Origin of the sequence: Bradyrhizobium sp. CIAT3101 (genome assembly GCF_029714945.1) — a bacterium.
Taxonomy (GTDB): domain Bacteria; phylum Pseudomonadota; class Alphaproteobacteria; order Rhizobiales; family Xanthobacteraceae; genus Bradyrhizobium.
Window position 1 is genome coordinate 551,204 of the sequence record NZ_CP121634.1, and the last position, 14,333, is coordinate 565,536.

Consider the following 14,333-nt stretch of genomic DNA (forward strand, 5'->3'; position numbering starts at 1 on the left):
CGCGACGGACTTCTATCCTGCTTCCCAACATCGCTGTCGGCCGGCATGATCGGCAGCAACACGGCACGTCAGATGCCGAACAGGGAGGACGGATCGTGGACACGCGTGGTCGCACGCTGCTGGCCAAAATCTGGGACCAGCATGTCATCGCGCAAGTCAGCGATGACACTGATCTGCTTCATGTCGATCGCCATCTGCTGCATGACCTCGGCGGCTCCCGCGGCCTGATCGACCTCAAGAGCCGCAACATTCCGGTCCACAATCCCGAGCTGACCTTCGCGACGCCTGATCACGCGATTTCGACCGCGTCCGGGCGCGCCGGCACCATCAAGACCGGTTGGGATCTGCTGGCGGCGTTGCGGGCCGAGACATCGGCAAGCCACATCCAGCTGTTCGATATCGACCAGCCCGGGCAGGGCATCGTCCATGTCATCGGTCCGGAGCTCGGTCTCAGCCTGCCCGGCTGCCTGATCGTCTGCGGCGACAGCCATACCTGCACCCATGGCGGGCTCGGCGCGCTCGCCTTCGGCATCGGCTCCAGCGAGCTCACGCATGTGCTGGCGACCCAGACCATCATCCAGCGGCGGCCCAAGACCATGCGTGTCACGTTCGACGGCCGCATGCCGTTCGGCGTCACCGCGAAGGATCTCATCCTCGCTCTGATCGGCCATGTCGGCGCCGCCGGCGGCACCGGTTACGCTGTCGAATATGCCGGCAGCGCGATAAGAGCCATGCCGATCGAAGGGCGGCTCACCATCTGCAACCTGTCGGTCGAGCTCGGCGCCAAGATGGGCTTGATCGCGCCGGATGAGACGACGTTCGAGTACATCCGCGGCCGTCCCTATGCGCCGAAGGGCGAGATGTGGGAGCAGGCCGTCGCGGCGTGGCGAACGCTGCAAAGCGACAGTGACGCCAAGTTCGATCGCGAGGTGTCGATCGATGTCGCCACGATCATCCCCCAGATCACCTGGGGCACCAGTCCGGAACATGTCCTCGGTGTCGATGGCCGTATTCCGGATCCCGCAGATATTGCCGATCCGGCGCGCCGCGGCGCGATCGAGATCGCGCTCGACTATATGGGCCTGACGCCGGGCGCGCCGATTGCCGGCACCAAGGTGGATTGGGTCTTCATCGGCTCCTGCACCAACAGCCGCCTCAGCGATCTCCGCGCCGCGGCCGAGGTCGCGCGTGGCCGCAAGGTGGCGCCGGGCGTGCGGGCCTGGGTCGTGCCGGGTTCGGAGACCGTCAAGCGCGATGCGGTGGCTGAGGGGCTCGACAGGGTCTTCATCGAGGCAGGTTTCGAATGGCGCGAGCCCGGCTGCTCGATGTGCCTTGCCGCAAATGGCGAAACCGTACCGCCCGGCCAGCGCTCGGTGTCGACCTCGAACCGGAATTTCATCGGCCGGCAGGGGCCGCGTGCCCGCACGCATCTGGCGAGCCCGGCCATGGCCGTCGCGGCGGCGGTCTCCGGTGCCATCGCCGATGTCCGAACGATGGAGCGCTAGATGGCGCAGGCCTTCACCAAGCTGACCGCGATTGCTGCGCCGATCATGCGCACCAATGTCGACACCGATGTCATCATCAGCATCAACCGGATGATCGGAAACTCCGTCCGCGGCAGTCTCGGCAAATGGGCGTTCGGATCGCTCCGCTATCTGCCTGACGGTTCAGACAATCCGGCGTTCATCCTGAATCGCGAGCCTTATCGCGCGGCGGAAATCCTGGTCACGGGTCCGAATTTCGGCTGCGGCTCGTCGCGGGAGGCGGCGGTGTGGGCGCTGCAGGAGATGGGCGTCCGCGCCATCATCGGATCCGGCTTCGGCGACATCTTCTTCGCCAACTGTTTCCAGAACGGCATCCTGCCGGTGGTGCTGGACAAGGCCGTCATCGATGGCCTCGCGGCCGAGATCGAAGCGAGCCAGGGCGCCGGGCGCCTCAGTGTCGACCTTCAGGAGCAGACGGTCACCTCACCATCGGGCGTGCGGCACGTCTTCGAGATCGATCCGCGCCGGCGCGCAGGGCTGCTCGAAGGCCTGGATGAGATTTCGCTGACGCTGCGGCGCGACCCCGAGATCCGCGCCTTCCAGGCTTCCGACCGCAATGCGCGGCCGTGGATTCATTTTTCAGGACAAACGGTATGAACACGCTCTCGAACACGATCAAGGTCGCTGTAGTCGGTGGTGAAGGCATCGGTCCGGAGGTGACCGACCAGTCCCATCGCATTCTCAAATGGTTTTCGGACCGCCGCGGTGCTCCGGTGGTCCTGCGCGAAGCGCAATATGGTCTCATCCCCTATCTCGCGACGGGCAAGGTGTTGCCCGATGACACCGTCGAGGCCATGGAGGAGGCCGACGCGATCCTCTGGGGCGCGACGGGTGGACCGGAAACCACGGAAGTGCCTCCGGCGGCGCGCAAGGCGGGAAGCCTGCTGTCGCTGCGTAGCAAGTACGACCTCTATGCCAATCTGCGGCCCATCGTCGCCAATCCGGCGTTGGCGGACTCTGCGCCGCTCAAGGCCGCTGTGCTGAAGGACGTCGACTTCATCATCATCCGCGAGCTTACCAGCGGCATCTATTTCGGCGAGCCCCGCGGCATCGAAACGCTGCCTGACGGCCAGCGTCGCGGCTTCAACACCCAGCAATACACCACCAGCCAGATCCGCCGGGTGGCGCGCACCGCGTTCGAGCTGGCGCGGACGCGCAAGGGCCGGGTCTGCTCCGTCGACAAGGCCAATGTGCTGGAAACCAGTGTGCTGTGGCGCGAGGAAGTCATCGCGCTGCATCAGGCGGAATTCCCGGATGTGGAGCTGACGCATCTCTATGTCGACAACGCCGCCATGCAGATCGTCCGCGCGCCCTCGCAGTTCGACGTCATGGTGACCTGCAATATCTTCGGCGACATTCTCTCCGATTGCGCGGCGATGGCGTCCGGCTCGCTCGGCATGCTGCCGTCGGTCTCGCTCGGCCCGCCGGACCGGCTGGGCCGCCGCAAGGCGCTCTATGAACCGGTTCATGGCAGCGCGCCTGACATTGCGGGCAAGGGCATCGCCAATCCGCTCGGCTCGATCCTCAGCGTCGCAATGATGTTGCGCATCACCCTCAATCGGCCCGATGATGCCACGCTGCTGGAGAAGGCCGTGGATACGGCGCTCGCCGGCGGCGCGAGAACGGCCGATATCGCCGAACCCGGCGCAAAAAGACTGTCGACCCAGGAGATGGGCGATGCGGTGCTGAACGCGCTCGACAAAGTCGCGGGCAAGGAGAGGGAGCACGCGTGATGAAGACCACGGTCACCAGACGGTCCGCGCTGACGATTGTCGCCGGAGCAGGCGCTTCCATCGCGGCAGGACGGGCGTGGGCGGACAGCCCGTCCGGTCGGGCGATCTATCCGGTGGCCATACCGATCTATCAGTCCCAATTCGTCGCCGACCGGGCCGGGTTCTTCAAGGACGCTGGTCTCGACTGCAAGCTGATCCAGGGCGGCAGTGGCGTGAAGACGCGCGAGATCATCGCCTCGTCGCAAGGCGATATCGGCATCGGCGACATCACCCACCCGATGCAGCTCAGCAATCACGGTCGCAGTGCGCGCGTCCTGATGCCGGTCGATACGCGCAGCAACGCGGCGATCTTCATCATCCGCAAGGACCTGTTCGATCAGGGCATCACCACGCTGGATGCGCTGGTGAAGTGGAAAAGGCCTGACGGGCGCAAGCCGATCGTTTCGGTGTCGTCGCTGGGCGGCACCAACCACGTCTGGGCCTCCTACTACATGGAAACCATGGGGCTGGACGACAAGGTGACCTGGATCGGCACTGGCAATGTCGACACCATGATGGGCACGCTGAAAACGAAACAGGTCGATGTTCTCATCAACTCGCCATCGATCCTGAAGGATTCGGTCGAGCAGGGCTGGGGCGCGCTGTTGTTCGATGGAACGGACGAGGCGGTCTGGGCCAAATATATCGGCGGCAAGGTCCCGGTGACGTCGCACTTCACGCTGCAGTCGACCATCGACAAGGACCCGCAGAAGATGCAGGCGTTCGTCACGGCGTTGTGGCGCGCCACCCAGTGGATCAAGGGGCATTCTCCGGAAGAGATCTATGATGCGATCGAGCCCTATGTCGGGAGTACGTCGCGCGAGGCGAATCTTCTCGACATCGGTGTCATGAAGAAGGTCACCGACTATGACTGCATCATCGATGCGGCGAGCTTTGCGCGCGGTGAGAAGGTCTGGTTCCGTGAAATGACCGGCATCAAGCCGCTCGCGATGGCCGACGTCGTCAACACCAGCTTCATCGAAGCGGCTCGCAAGGCCTATCCGGCTTGACCGTGCAGGCCATGCATGCGTCGGAGTTCGTTGCGTCGCCCGAGACGCAGCGCATCGACGTGCGCGGATTGTGCAAGACCTTCCAGCTGGCGGGGGCCGCCATCGAGGCCGTGCGCGACGTTTCCTTCAGTGTCCGGCGCGGCGAATTCGTCGCTCTTTTGGGACCATCCGGCTCAGGCAAGAGCACCGTGCTCAACATGATCGCGACGCTGCTCAAACCAACCAGCGGCGAGATCCTGATTGACGGAACGCCCGTCGTTCACGGGAAGGCGACGCCTGATGTCGGTTACGTTTTCCAGCGCGATACGATGTTTCCCTGGCGCACCGTCGCCGACAATATCGGTTATGGCCTCGAGCTGGCGGGCGTCCCGGCCGCTGAGCGGAAGGATCGGGTCAATGCCTGTCTGAAGCATGCCGGGCTCGAAGGCTTTGGTAACGCCTATCCGTCCGCCTTGTCGGGCGGCATGCGCCAGCGCGCGGCCTTGATGCGAACGCTGGTTGTCGAGCCGCAGGTTCTGCTGATGGACGAGCCGTTCGGGGCACTCGATACCCACACCAAGATTGATATGCATGATGTGCTGCTGCGCATCTGGGAACGCGAGCAGCAGACCGTGCTGTTCGTGACCCATGATCTCGGCGAGGCCCTGACGCTGGCGGATCGCATCATCCTGTTTTCTGCGCGGCCCGGCCGGATCAAGGAGAGTTTTGCGGTGGATTTTGCCCGCCCGCGTAACGCGGTGAAGATCCGGGAAACCCCGCGTTATGCCGAGCTGTTTCAGCTGATCTGGCACTCGCTTGGGGAAGAATTCATCAAGGGCCGCAAGCCATGAGACGCGCGCGCCATCCCGGCAGAACATTGGCATGGCAGGCGCTGATCTGCCTCGGCCTGCTGTCGATCTGGCAGTGGGGCTACGATCTGCACGGCCGTCTTCCCTGGCTGGTGCCGGATCTGCTCGATCCCTATTTCATATCCAAGCCATCGGACATCTTCGAGCACTTCCTGATCCTGAGCTGCCTCAAGTCGAAGCTCGGCGTGTTCAACGGCTGGTTCAATGGCGAATTCGGCCGCTGCATGGCGCGATCCGAAAACAATCTCTGGATCGCGACCGCCGTCACCCTGAAGAACACGTTTTTCGGTTTCGTCACCGGCGTCAGCAGCGGCTTTGCCGCCGGCCTCGTGCTCGGCCGTTCGGATCGGCTGAGCGCCATCTTCCAGCCGTTCATCACGGCGGTGAATTCGATTCCCCGCATCGCGCTGGCGCCGATCATCGTGCTGGCTTTCGGCATTGGCGATACCTCGAAGATCGTCACGTCGTGGATCGTGGTGGTGTTTCTCGTCTTCTTCAACACGTTCGAGGGTGCGCGCTCGATCGACGAGGGCTTTGTCAATGCTGCGCGGCTGCTCGGCGCCAGCGAGTGGCAGATCACCCGCACGGTGGTCATCCCCTCGACCATGGCCTGGGTCTTCGCCTCGCTGACGCCTGCGATTTCCTTCGCCCTGATCGGGGTGATCGTCGGCGAGTTCATCGGCGCGGAGCGGGGCATCGGGCGCCTGATCATCGAGTCCGAGGCGCGCGCCGAAGCCTCGGGAATGATGGTCGCCGTCATCGTGCTGATGCTGGTCGGTGTTGCGCTGTCCGCGTTGATCTGGCGATTGCAGGCCTATCTGCTGCGCTGGCAGCAGCACAATCTCGCGGAGTAGCGCTCACCCGGATCGCTGCGCCAGCACCGTTCGCGCCGTCGCCACAAAGGCCTGCGCTGCCGGCGACAGCGATCGACCCTGACGCTGAAGCAGCGACACCGGCCGCGTGATGGCCGGCCGCACCAGAGGCCTCGCGATCAGGGTCGGAAACTGATCGGCCGGCAGCATCGTGGCGGGAAGGATGGCAAGTCCCAGTCCCTGCGCCGTCATGGCGAGTGCGGTGTTGATGAGTGTCACTTCATGGGTGGGCGTGAGGCGCTTGCCCTGCGCGCTCAGCGCTTGATCGATCTGCATGCGGATGCGGGTCTCGCGCCGCATCGCGATCGTCGGCCGCTCCGCCAGCTCGTCCCATGTCAGGGAGCGCCGCGCGGCGAAGTCCGCCGTGCGCCGGCCGATTGCGCTCAGGCGCCCGCGGGTCAGGGTCTCGATCGTCATCTCGGGGAATTCACCTTCCACACTGCCGATCGCGAATTCCGCGTCCGTCGACATCATGCGTGGCACGAGATCGTCGGCCGCCATGTCGCGCATGTCGATTTCAATGTCGGGATGAGCGGTGCGGAATGTGGCTAGCACTCGCGGCAGCAGCGACGATGCGGCGCCGGCCGAGGCCAGAAACGCGACGCGGCCGGCGCGCGCCTGCGCGAGGTCGCGCATGCGACGTGACAGGCCGAGCGCGTCGCCCAGCATCCGTTCGGCGGAATGATAGGCCTCGTCGGCCGCGGGCGTCGGCTGCACGGAGCGCGTCGAGCGGTCAAACAGCCTGACGCCGAGCTGGACCTCGAGCTGCTGGATCAGGAGGCTTGCGGCGGATTGCGTGATTCCGAGCTCGCGCGCCGCCCGCGTGATGCTGCGCGTGCGGTACACGCCGGTGAAAGCCCGCAGCTGCCGCAGAGTGACATTCATAGGTCAAGCTCATGAATTGATGAGTTCTTTCCGGCTTATCTTATAAGCGAGCCTGCAATAAAATGCATGCTGCGCCAGCGGCAAAGTCCGCGGCTCTGGGATCGCGGTCTTGGGATGGAGACGAGCATGAGGACACAGGTCCTGATCGTGGGCGCCGGCCCGGTCGGATTGACCGCGGCCATGGATCTGGCCTCGCGCGGCATCGACGTCGTCGTCGCCGAGATCCGTCATGCCGGCGATCCGCCCAACGTCAAATGCAATCACGTCTCGGCGCGCTCGATGGAGGTGTTCCGAAGGCTCGGCGTGGCGGCCAAGCTGCGCGATGCAGGCCTGCCCGCGGACTTCCCGAACGATTGCTCCTACCGGACCACGGCGACCGGCATCGAGCTTTGCCGCATCGACATTCCGTCCCGCGCGCGCCGCTACAGCGCGACCGGCGGCCCCGATACCTGGTGGCCGACGTCGGAGCCGCCGCACCGGATCAATCAGGTCTATCTCGAGCCGATCCTGTTCGCGCACGCCGCCGCCCAGTCGCGCATCACCATTCTGGCGCGCACGGAAATCACCGAGATCGAGCAGGACGATGACCACGTGGTCGCGCATGGGCGCAATCTCGACAGCGGAGAGACGCTCCGAATCGAAGCCGGTTTTGTCATCGGGTGCGACGGCAGCCGCTCGCTGGTTCGCAAGTCGATCGGCGCGAGCCTGTCCGGAACGCCGGTGATCCAGCGTGTGCAATCGACCTTTATCGAAGCGCCGCAATTGAAGGCGTTGATGGGCGCGCACAAGCCGGCCTGGATGGTGCTGTCGCTCAATCCGCGGCGCTCGGGCACCACGGTAGCGATCGACGGCCACGACCGCTGGCTGATTCACAACCATCTCAAGCCCGACGAGCCCGAGTTCGATTCGGTCGATCGTGACTGGTCGATCCGGGCGATCCTCGGCGTTGACGAGCGTTTCGAGTACAAGATCCTGAGCAAGGAAGACTGGGTCGGGCGCCGTCTGGTGGCCGATCGCTTCCGCGACCGCAGGGTCTTCATCTGCGGCGACGCCGCGCATCTCTGGATGCCCTATGCCGGCTACGGCATGAATGCCGGCATTGCGGATGCCGTCGATCTCTGCTGGCAATTGGCGGCGCATCTGAACGGCTGGGCGCAGGCCTCGATCCTCGATGCCTACGAGGCGGAGCGCCAGCCCATCACCGATCAGGTGTCGCGCTTTGCGATGGATCACGCCATGAAGATGATGGCGCAGCGCGGCGGCGTCTCCGCGGAGATCGAGGACGATACGCCGCGCGGCCAGGCGGCGCGCGCGGCGCTGGCGAGAGCAGCCTATGATCTCAACGTGCAGCAATATTGCTGCGCCGGACTGAACTTCGGCTATTACTACGACACCTCGCCGATCATTGCCTATGACGGCGAGACCCCGCCTCCCTACGCGATGGGCAGCTTCACGCCCTCGACCGTGCCGGGCGCCCGCGCGCCGCACGTTTTCCTGCGCGACGGGCGATCGCTCTATGATGCCTTCGGGCCAGGCTACAATCTGTTGCGGTTCGATCCGGCGATCGATGTGGCGCGATTACGGTCCGCAGCGGACGCGCGTGGCGTTCCGCTCGCACTGATCGACGTCGCGCCAGACGAGGCCAACGGCGCCTATGCCGAGAAGCTCGTGCTGGTCCGGCCCGACCAGCACATCGCCTGGCGCGGGCAGGCGGCGCCGGAAGATCCACAAGCCTTGCTGGCGCGTCTCACCGGCGCGGCGGCGTAAGCAACTCATAAAAGGTACCAGGGAGGAGAGCGTGTTTCACGTTGCAAGGCGCCGTATTCTGGCCGTGCTGTCGGGCGCGGTTCTCGCCGCGCTGCCGTTGCAGGCAGTCGATGCGGCCTATCCGGAGCAGTTGATCAAGATCATCGTGACCTTCCCGCCCGGCGGCAGCGCCGACACCGTCATCCGCGCGCTCGAGCCGCTCGTCACCGCCGAGCTCAAGCAGAGCCTGGTGATCGAGAACCGTGCGGGGGCAGGGGGCAATATCGGCATGGCGGCGGTCGCGCAGGCCAAGCCCGATGGCTACACGCTCGGCGTCGCGCCGGCGGGCGCGCTGACAGTGAACCCGCATCTCAATTCGTCGATGCCGTTCGATCCGAAGGATCTCGCGCCGATCACGCTGCTTGCGGAAATCCCCTTCGTGCTGGTCTCGTCGGCCGACATTCCCGCGCACAATGTTGCGGAGGCGATCGCGCTTGCCAAGGCGAAGCCCGGCGCGCTGTCGATCGGCCATGGCGGCAATTCGACGGCGATGCATTTGACGGCCGCGCTGTTCACGCAGAAGGCCGGGATCGAGATGGAGCTGGTCCCGTATCGCGGCACAGCGCCCGCGGCCGTCGACGTTCTCGCGGGCCATGTGCCCTTCGCAGTGCTGGATATTCCCGCGTCGATGCAATTGATCCTCGACGGCAAGCTCAACGCGATCGGTGTGTCGTCGGCGCGTCGCGTTCCATCCCTGCCCAAGGTGCCGACGCTGGCCGAGAGCGGCATTGCGGGTTTCGAATCCGTCGGCTGGTTCGGGCTGGTCGCGCCCGCAGGCACGCCTCCCGACATTGTCGCCAGGCTGAACGCGGCTTTCGTGAAAGCCCTGAAGGACCCGTCGGTGGCCGAGAAGATCCGAACCCTCGGCGCAGAGCCCGCACCAACGTCTCCGGAAGAGTTCGGCCGCTTCATTCAGAGCGAGAGCACGAAATGGGGCAAGCTCATCAGCGAGGCCGGCATCAAGGCGAACTAGCCGCGGCGGCTACTCGATCCAGACCGTCATGCCGGGCTCGAGAGCCGTTTGCCGGCCGTCTTGATCGAGGCGCAGGCGAAGCGTGTTGCGGTCGTGGTCGCCGACGACGCGTTCAGCCTGCCAGGTCGCAAATACGCCGATCGGCCGTAGCTCGGTGATGACCGATTTGATGGCGGCTGCGTCGCCGTTCCGCAGCACGTTCACCGTCTTGCCCATCGCGAGCCCGCCGAGATGGTCTTCGCGGACGTTGAACGAGAGCCATTGTCTGCCTGATGCCTCGACCATCAGGATCGGCTGGCCGGCGCGAATGTTTTCGCCGATCTCGGCTGCGACGACGCTGACCACACCGTCGGCGGGCGCGCGCAGGGTCATTTTGTCGAGGCGCCGCTCCAAAACCGTGACCGCGGTGGCTGCGGCTTGCACCTCCGCATCGGCAATCGCGCGCTCCTCCCGGGTCGGGCCCGCGACAGCGGCATCATAATTCGCCTGAGCCTGCGCCAAATCGGCCTGCGCTGCGGCGACGTCGTTTTCGGCCTGATCGAGCGACTGTTGTGACTCGAAGCTCTGGCGCGCCAACGTGCTCGTTCGCGCGAACTGGGCCTGCACATAGTCGAGCCGCGCGCCCGCCTTGGAGATCGCAGCCTTGAGAACGTCGACCTGCTCGCGGCGCACACCGGCATAGATATTGTCGCGGCTTGCGACCGCGGACCCGAGCGCAGCGCGCGCCTGATCCGCCTGGGCCGTCAATTCCACTGCCGACAGCCGCGCCAGGACGTCCCCCGCCTTCACCGCGGCACCTTTCTTGACTTCGATCGAGACCAGCTGGCCGTTCACCTCCGGCTCGACCCGAATTTCCGTGGCGCGCACGACGCCGACGATGGCCGGCGACGATGCTGGACGGCGTGTCGCGTAGTACAAGAAGCCCGCGACGAGCACGAGCGCAACTCCGACGATGGCGGCACGCCTAGCCATGTCCCTGTCCCCTCTTGATCGCAAATGCCGAGATGACCGCGAGCGCGAAATAGGCGATCGCCAGGCACCATAGGCCGAGCCAGTCATGGCTGACCTCCCAGATGCCGGCACCGAGCTGGTTGATGCGGACGAGGCCGTCGATGGCGTGGTCGGCGGGGAATATCTGCCCTAGCGCACGGGCAGCCTCGGGGATCGCCTCGCGCGGCCATGCGAAGCCGGCGGTGAAGAACTGCGGCAGGCTGGTCGCCAGGAGAAGAAGCGTCGCGTTCTCCGGCCGTGTGAACCATGCCCCGACGGCTTGCCCCATGAAGCTCGTCGCCAGCAAGAAGATGGTGGCGAGCGCAAAGATCTCCGGCAAATGGCCGAGGGTCGAGAAGCCATAGATGCGCGGCAGCACGATGAGATAGAGCGCGAGCACCGGAAGGTAGATGGTCAGATGCGCGACACCACGGCCGAGCACGCCGGCGACCGCCCCGCCGGCCGATGCCAGCGCCGTCCCGGTCAACATCGCAGCACCAATCAGCAGCGTCTGCTGGAGGATCAGCATGAACGCAGCCGGGACGATGTAGCTCGCATAGCCGCCGACGGGATTGAAGATAGGCTGCAGCAGGACGTCGGCCGGGCTCGTGCCGGCGAGCTTTGCCTTGACCAGGCTGCCGTCAGAGCGCGCGCCGCGCGAAACCAGCTCGGACGTCAATGCGCCGATGGCGGTAGCCACGCCGCTGGCTGTCGATCTGAACATAAACAAGTAAGTGGCATCGGCGTAGATCGGGAGATGCGCGGTGATGCCCCTCAGCACGTCGCGCTCGGTATCTGCGGGTATCTCGACGGCCGCAAAGGCCTTGCCTTGATCGATGGCGTTACGGGCCTCCGCAACGGTGCGGGCGCGAACCACGACACTCAGCGCACCGCTGGCATCCAGATTTTCGACGATCCGCCGGCTGAGCTCGCTGAGATCGTTGTCGACGACCGCGATCGGAAGCTTACGCAGGATCTGGTTCAGATAGGGTTGCGGATAATAGATGCCGTAGACCAGCGGCGCCAGAAACATCACGCTGAAGGCGCTCTTCATTCCGAGCACGCGCCGCCACTCGGCGGTGAAGGCGCCACCGATGCCGCGCGGCGCCGGAGCTGTCTCGGCCGGTTCGGCGGGCCGTGCCGCCGCAAACCAACCGCTGCGATTGAGGCTCGCCATGCGCAACCAGGCGAGGCCCGCGAACAGCAGCGCGAGGCCGGCCAGTGCGGCGAACGGAACGGCTGATGCGGAGACGGGCAATCCCCGCGCCGCCTGTCCCAGCAGCACGGCCATGTACCAGCGCAGCGGCAGGATCGCGCTCCAGGTTTGCGCAAAGGCGTTCATGCCGATGGTGGGAAAGCCGACGCCGGCATAGCCGAACGCGGGAGACGCGATCAGGCCTGCAAGTCCAAGCCCTGACGCGAGGTCGCGCGTGAGCAACTGCAGCAGAGCGCCGAGCGAGAGATACGCAATGATCAGCAGCGAGCCGGCCGCGACGATCAACGGCAGATCGCCCCTGAAGGGAATCTCCAGGACGCCCTCCAGGACGAGCGGCTCGGCCAGCATGATCACGACAAAAATACAAAACAGCGGCGCGAGCTTGCCGACCAGCGCGACCAGTGGATCGCCACCCGCGCTCTCGAGCCAGGCCCGTGCGTCGCGGCGGCGAAATTCGGAGCCGACCGAATAGCTCGCGGCCAGCGTGATCACGACGTGGATGATCGTCGGCAGCAACGCACGCAGCAGGAACTGCGCATAGTTCTTTTGCGGATTGACGAGCGCGATCGTTTCCACCGTCAAGGTTCCCGTCGAGGCCGGCCCGGGTGCGGCGCGCGTGGCAGGCGCTGCAACGTTGGCCGCAGCGGACAACGCATCGTTCAGTCCCGAGGACGCAATGCCGGCAGCCGTGAGAAATTGCTGATTATAGAACCCGACGATTTGCGGGCGACGCTGAGCCTTCAGATCGCGCTCGAAGTCGGGCGGAATGTAGATCGCCGAGATCGCCCTGCCGGATCGTATGTCCTGGACAGCTGACGACAGATTGCCGGGACGGTCGACGATATCCAGGCTCGGTGACGCCGCGACATATTCGGCGATGGCGCTCGATGCGTCCGACCTGTCTTCGTCGACCACGCTGACGCCGAGTCCGCGGATGACCGGATGGCTGAAGACGGTCGTGAGCACCACAAATGCGAACAGCGGCACGCCGAAGATCAGCAGCAATGCCACGCGATCGCGAAACAGCCAGCGGCACTCGCGCTGCGCGACCAGAAAAAAACCAGGCTTTGCGCCGAGCCTCATTGCCGCGACCGCCAGTCGAGATAGGCGCTCATGCCCGGCCGCAGCTCCGGCACCGGTTGCACCGGGTAGGCGCGGATCGAAAACGTTCGCAAGTCGAAATCGCCCGAAGCGCGCGTCGCCCGCCAGCTCGCATATTCGCCCTTGGTGGCGATCAGCTTGACCTCGACGGTGACGTTGCGGTCGTTGAGCGCTGGAATGCGAACATCGAACTTGTCGCCGACCTTCAGCCCCTTGATCAGATCCTCGCGAAGGTCGAAATGGACCCAGACGTCACCCAGATTGATCAGGGTCACCAGCGGCACGCCCGGCGAAACGTATTCGCCTGGCTCGACGTTGCGCTGATAAATCTGCGCCGCGACAGGCGCGTAGACCACGAGCTGGTCGATGATCGACTGCACGCTCTGGATATCGGCCTCCGCCTTCTCGACATTGGCCTTGGCGATCGCGCGCTCTTCCTTCGTGTAGCCGTTCACCGCCTGCTCATGGGCGGATTTGGCCTGATCGAGCGCGCGCTCGGTCTCATGCAAGGCATCGGTGACCTGATCGAGACGGGCCTGCGGTGCGTTGCCCTGCTCGGTCAAGGTGCGGGTGCGGTCGAAGGTCTTTTGCGCCAGGACCAGAGCTGCCTGCGCGCGATCCATCTCCGCCTTGCGGGCGGCCACGACCTCGACCCGCGTTCCGACGAGAACGTTTGCGAGCTGGGCGTCCGCCACGGCCTTTGCGGCCTTCACCTGGTCATGCTTGGCCAGCGTCTCGGGATTGTCTATGCGGACGAGGATCGCATTCGCGGTGACATTCTGGCCGCGCTCGACCGGTATTTCCTTGACCCGCCCATCAACGCGCGCGGCGATGTCGAGCCGCGTGGCATCGACCTCGCCCTGCACCAGCAGCGGCTCCGGCCGCAGCAGATAGAAGATCGAAAGCCCGACGACGATTGCTGCAACAGCACCGACAATGATCGAAGGCGTGCGCGTCGCCGAGCGCGCATTTTCGGGCGGGCTGCCTGCCGCCTCTTGTGTGCCCTGAGGCTCATTACCAGAGGTCGGCACGTCCATGGCAAGCTCCCGTTGGCTCATCACCACGACCTCGACTATGTCGCGGTTGTCAAATCCTGTCCAATCGCGATGATGTTTTTCGCCGGCTGCGTCGGGCGATTCAGCAAAACCTTGATGATGTGACGCGCCCATGGCATCTGCTTGAATGTTCTGATGCTTTTTTTGGTCAGGGTTGTTGGCGATCACATCGATCGTCGGTCGCGATGAACCTGCCACCGGCGCGGTCCGACCAACCTCCCGCGGCGGCAGGAAGCCAGCCGTGGGCAGGCCGTCAGGTGA

Annotated in this window: 12 protein-coding genes; 8 read left to right on the forward strand and 4 right to left on the reverse strand. The window is 65.0% G+C overall.

Annotation, left to right across the window (positions count from 1 at the left end):
* Positions 1 to 92 precede the first annotated feature (92 nt).
* The 6 genes from leuC to QA645_RS02525 are packed head-to-tail and all read left to right on the forward strand — an operon-like array spanning position 93 to position 6,028.
* Positions 93 to 1,505: a 3-isopropylmalate dehydratase large subunit gene (leuC, locus tag QA645_RS02500; protein ID WP_283053639.1), complete on the forward strand. Its 1,413-nt coding sequence runs from the start codon at positions 93 to 95 to the stop codon at positions 1,503 to 1,505.
* Complete coding sequence (leuD, locus tag QA645_RS02505) at positions 1,506 to 2,141, forward strand: 3-isopropylmalate dehydratase small subunit (RefSeq protein ID WP_283047947.1); 636 nt, start codon at positions 1,506 to 1,508, stop codon at positions 2,139 to 2,141.
* On the forward strand, positions 2,138 to 3,277 hold the full coding sequence (gene leuB, locus QA645_RS02510) for a 3-isopropylmalate dehydrogenase (RefSeq protein ID WP_254191329.1): 1,140 nt from the start codon (positions 2,138 to 2,140) through the stop codon (positions 3,275 to 3,277). Before leuD ends, leuB begins: the two co-directional genes overlap by 4 nt.
* Complete coding sequence (locus QA645_RS02515; RefSeq protein WP_283047966.1) at positions 3,277 to 4,326, forward strand: ABC transporter substrate-binding protein; 1,050 nt, start codon at positions 3,277 to 3,279, stop codon at positions 4,324 to 4,326. Before leuB ends, QA645_RS02515 begins: the two co-directional genes overlap by 1 nt.
* Positions 4,323 to 5,156 (forward strand): ABC transporter ATP-binding protein, encoded by an 834-nt coding sequence (locus QA645_RS02520; protein WP_283047967.1) that lies wholly within the window; start codon positions 4,323 to 4,325, stop codon positions 5,154 to 5,156. Before QA645_RS02515 ends, QA645_RS02520 begins: the two co-directional genes overlap by 4 nt.
* On the forward strand, positions 5,153 to 6,028 hold the full coding sequence (locus QA645_RS02525; protein WP_254127702.1) for an ABC transporter permease: 876 nt from the start codon (positions 5,153 to 5,155) through the stop codon (positions 6,026 to 6,028). The genes QA645_RS02520 and QA645_RS02525 overlap by 4 nt, the downstream gene beginning before the upstream one ends.
* Positions 6,029 to 6,031: 3 nt before the next feature.
* Here the strand turns inward: QA645_RS02525 and QA645_RS02530 are convergent, their stop codons facing one another.
* Complete coding sequence (locus QA645_RS02530; RefSeq protein ID WP_283047969.1) at positions 6,032 to 6,931, reverse strand: LysR family transcriptional regulator; 900 nt, start codon at positions 6,929 to 6,931, stop codon at positions 6,032 to 6,034.
* Between the two features lie 126 nt (positions 6,932 to 7,057).
* On the opposite strand from QA645_RS02530, the gene QA645_RS02535 reads away from it, so the two are divergent.
* Positions 7,058 to 8,698, forward strand: coding sequence for an FAD-dependent oxidoreductase (locus tag QA645_RS02535; protein ID WP_283047971.1), 1,641 nt, complete (start codon positions 7,058 to 7,060; stop codon positions 8,696 to 8,698).
* 31 nt (positions 8,699 to 8,729) lie between these two features.
* Positions 8,730 to 9,710 (forward strand): tripartite tricarboxylate transporter substrate binding protein, encoded by a 981-nt coding sequence (locus tag QA645_RS02540; protein WP_283047973.1) that lies wholly within the window; start codon positions 8,730 to 8,732, stop codon positions 9,708 to 9,710.
* 9 nt (positions 9,711 to 9,719) lie between these two features.
* Here QA645_RS02540 and QA645_RS02545 read toward each other — a convergent pair whose 3' ends face one another.
* The 3 genes from QA645_RS02545 to QA645_RS02555 are packed head-to-tail and all read right to left on the reverse strand — an operon-like array spanning position 9,720 to position 14,054.
* Complete coding sequence (locus QA645_RS02545) at positions 9,720 to 10,682, reverse strand: biotin/lipoyl-binding protein (RefSeq protein WP_283047975.1); 963 nt, start codon at positions 10,680 to 10,682, stop codon at positions 9,720 to 9,722.
* Positions 10,675 to 12,999, reverse strand: a complete 2,325-nt coding sequence (locus tag QA645_RS02550; RefSeq protein WP_283047976.1) for an ABC transporter permease — start codon at positions 12,997 to 12,999, stop codon at positions 10,675 to 10,677. Before QA645_RS02550 ends, QA645_RS02545 begins: the two co-directional genes overlap by 8 nt.
* The gene (locus tag QA645_RS02555; protein WP_283047978.1) at positions 12,996 to 14,054 is read right to left on the reverse strand and encodes an efflux RND transporter periplasmic adaptor subunit; all 1,059 of its coding nucleotides are present in this window, start codon (positions 14,052 to 14,054) and stop codon (positions 12,996 to 12,998) included. Before QA645_RS02555 ends, QA645_RS02550 begins: the two co-directional genes overlap by 4 nt.
* Between the last annotated feature and the right edge of the window lie 279 nt (positions 14,055 to 14,333).

Excerpts from the sequence above, each read along its gene's own strand:
- QA645_RS02545 (WP_283047975.1), bottom strand. The coding sequence starts at position 10,682 with ATGGCTAGGCGTGCCGCCATCGTCGGAGTTGCGCTCGTGCTCGTCGCG.
- leuD (WP_283047947.1), top strand. The coding sequence starts at position 1,506 with ATGGCGCAGGCCTTCACCAAGCTGACCGCGATTGCTGCGCCGATCATG.
- QA645_RS02515 (WP_283047966.1), top strand. The coding sequence starts at position 3,277 with ATGAAGACCACGGTCACCAGACGGTCCGCGCTGACGATTGTCGCCGGA.
- QA645_RS02555 (WP_283047978.1), bottom strand. The coding sequence starts at position 14,054 with ATGGACGTGCCGACCTCTGGTAATGAGCCTCAGGGCACACAAGAGGCG.
- leuB (WP_254191329.1), top strand. The coding sequence starts at position 2,138 with ATGAACACGCTCTCGAACACGATCAAGGTCGCTGTAGTCGGTGGTGAA.
- QA645_RS02550 (WP_283047976.1), bottom strand. The coding sequence starts at position 12,999 with ATGAGGCTCGGCGCAAAGCCTGGTTTTTTTCTGGTCGCGCAGCGCGAG.
- QA645_RS02525 (WP_254127702.1), top strand. The coding sequence starts at position 5,153 with ATGAGACGCGCGCGCCATCCCGGCAGAACATTGGCATGGCAGGCGCTG.
- QA645_RS02535 (WP_283047971.1), top strand. The coding sequence starts at position 7,058 with ATGAGGACACAGGTCCTGATCGTGGGCGCCGGCCCGGTCGGATTGACC.
- QA645_RS02530 (WP_283047969.1), bottom strand. The coding sequence starts at position 6,931 with ATGAATGTCACTCTGCGGCAGCTGCGGGCTTTCACCGGCGTGTACCGC.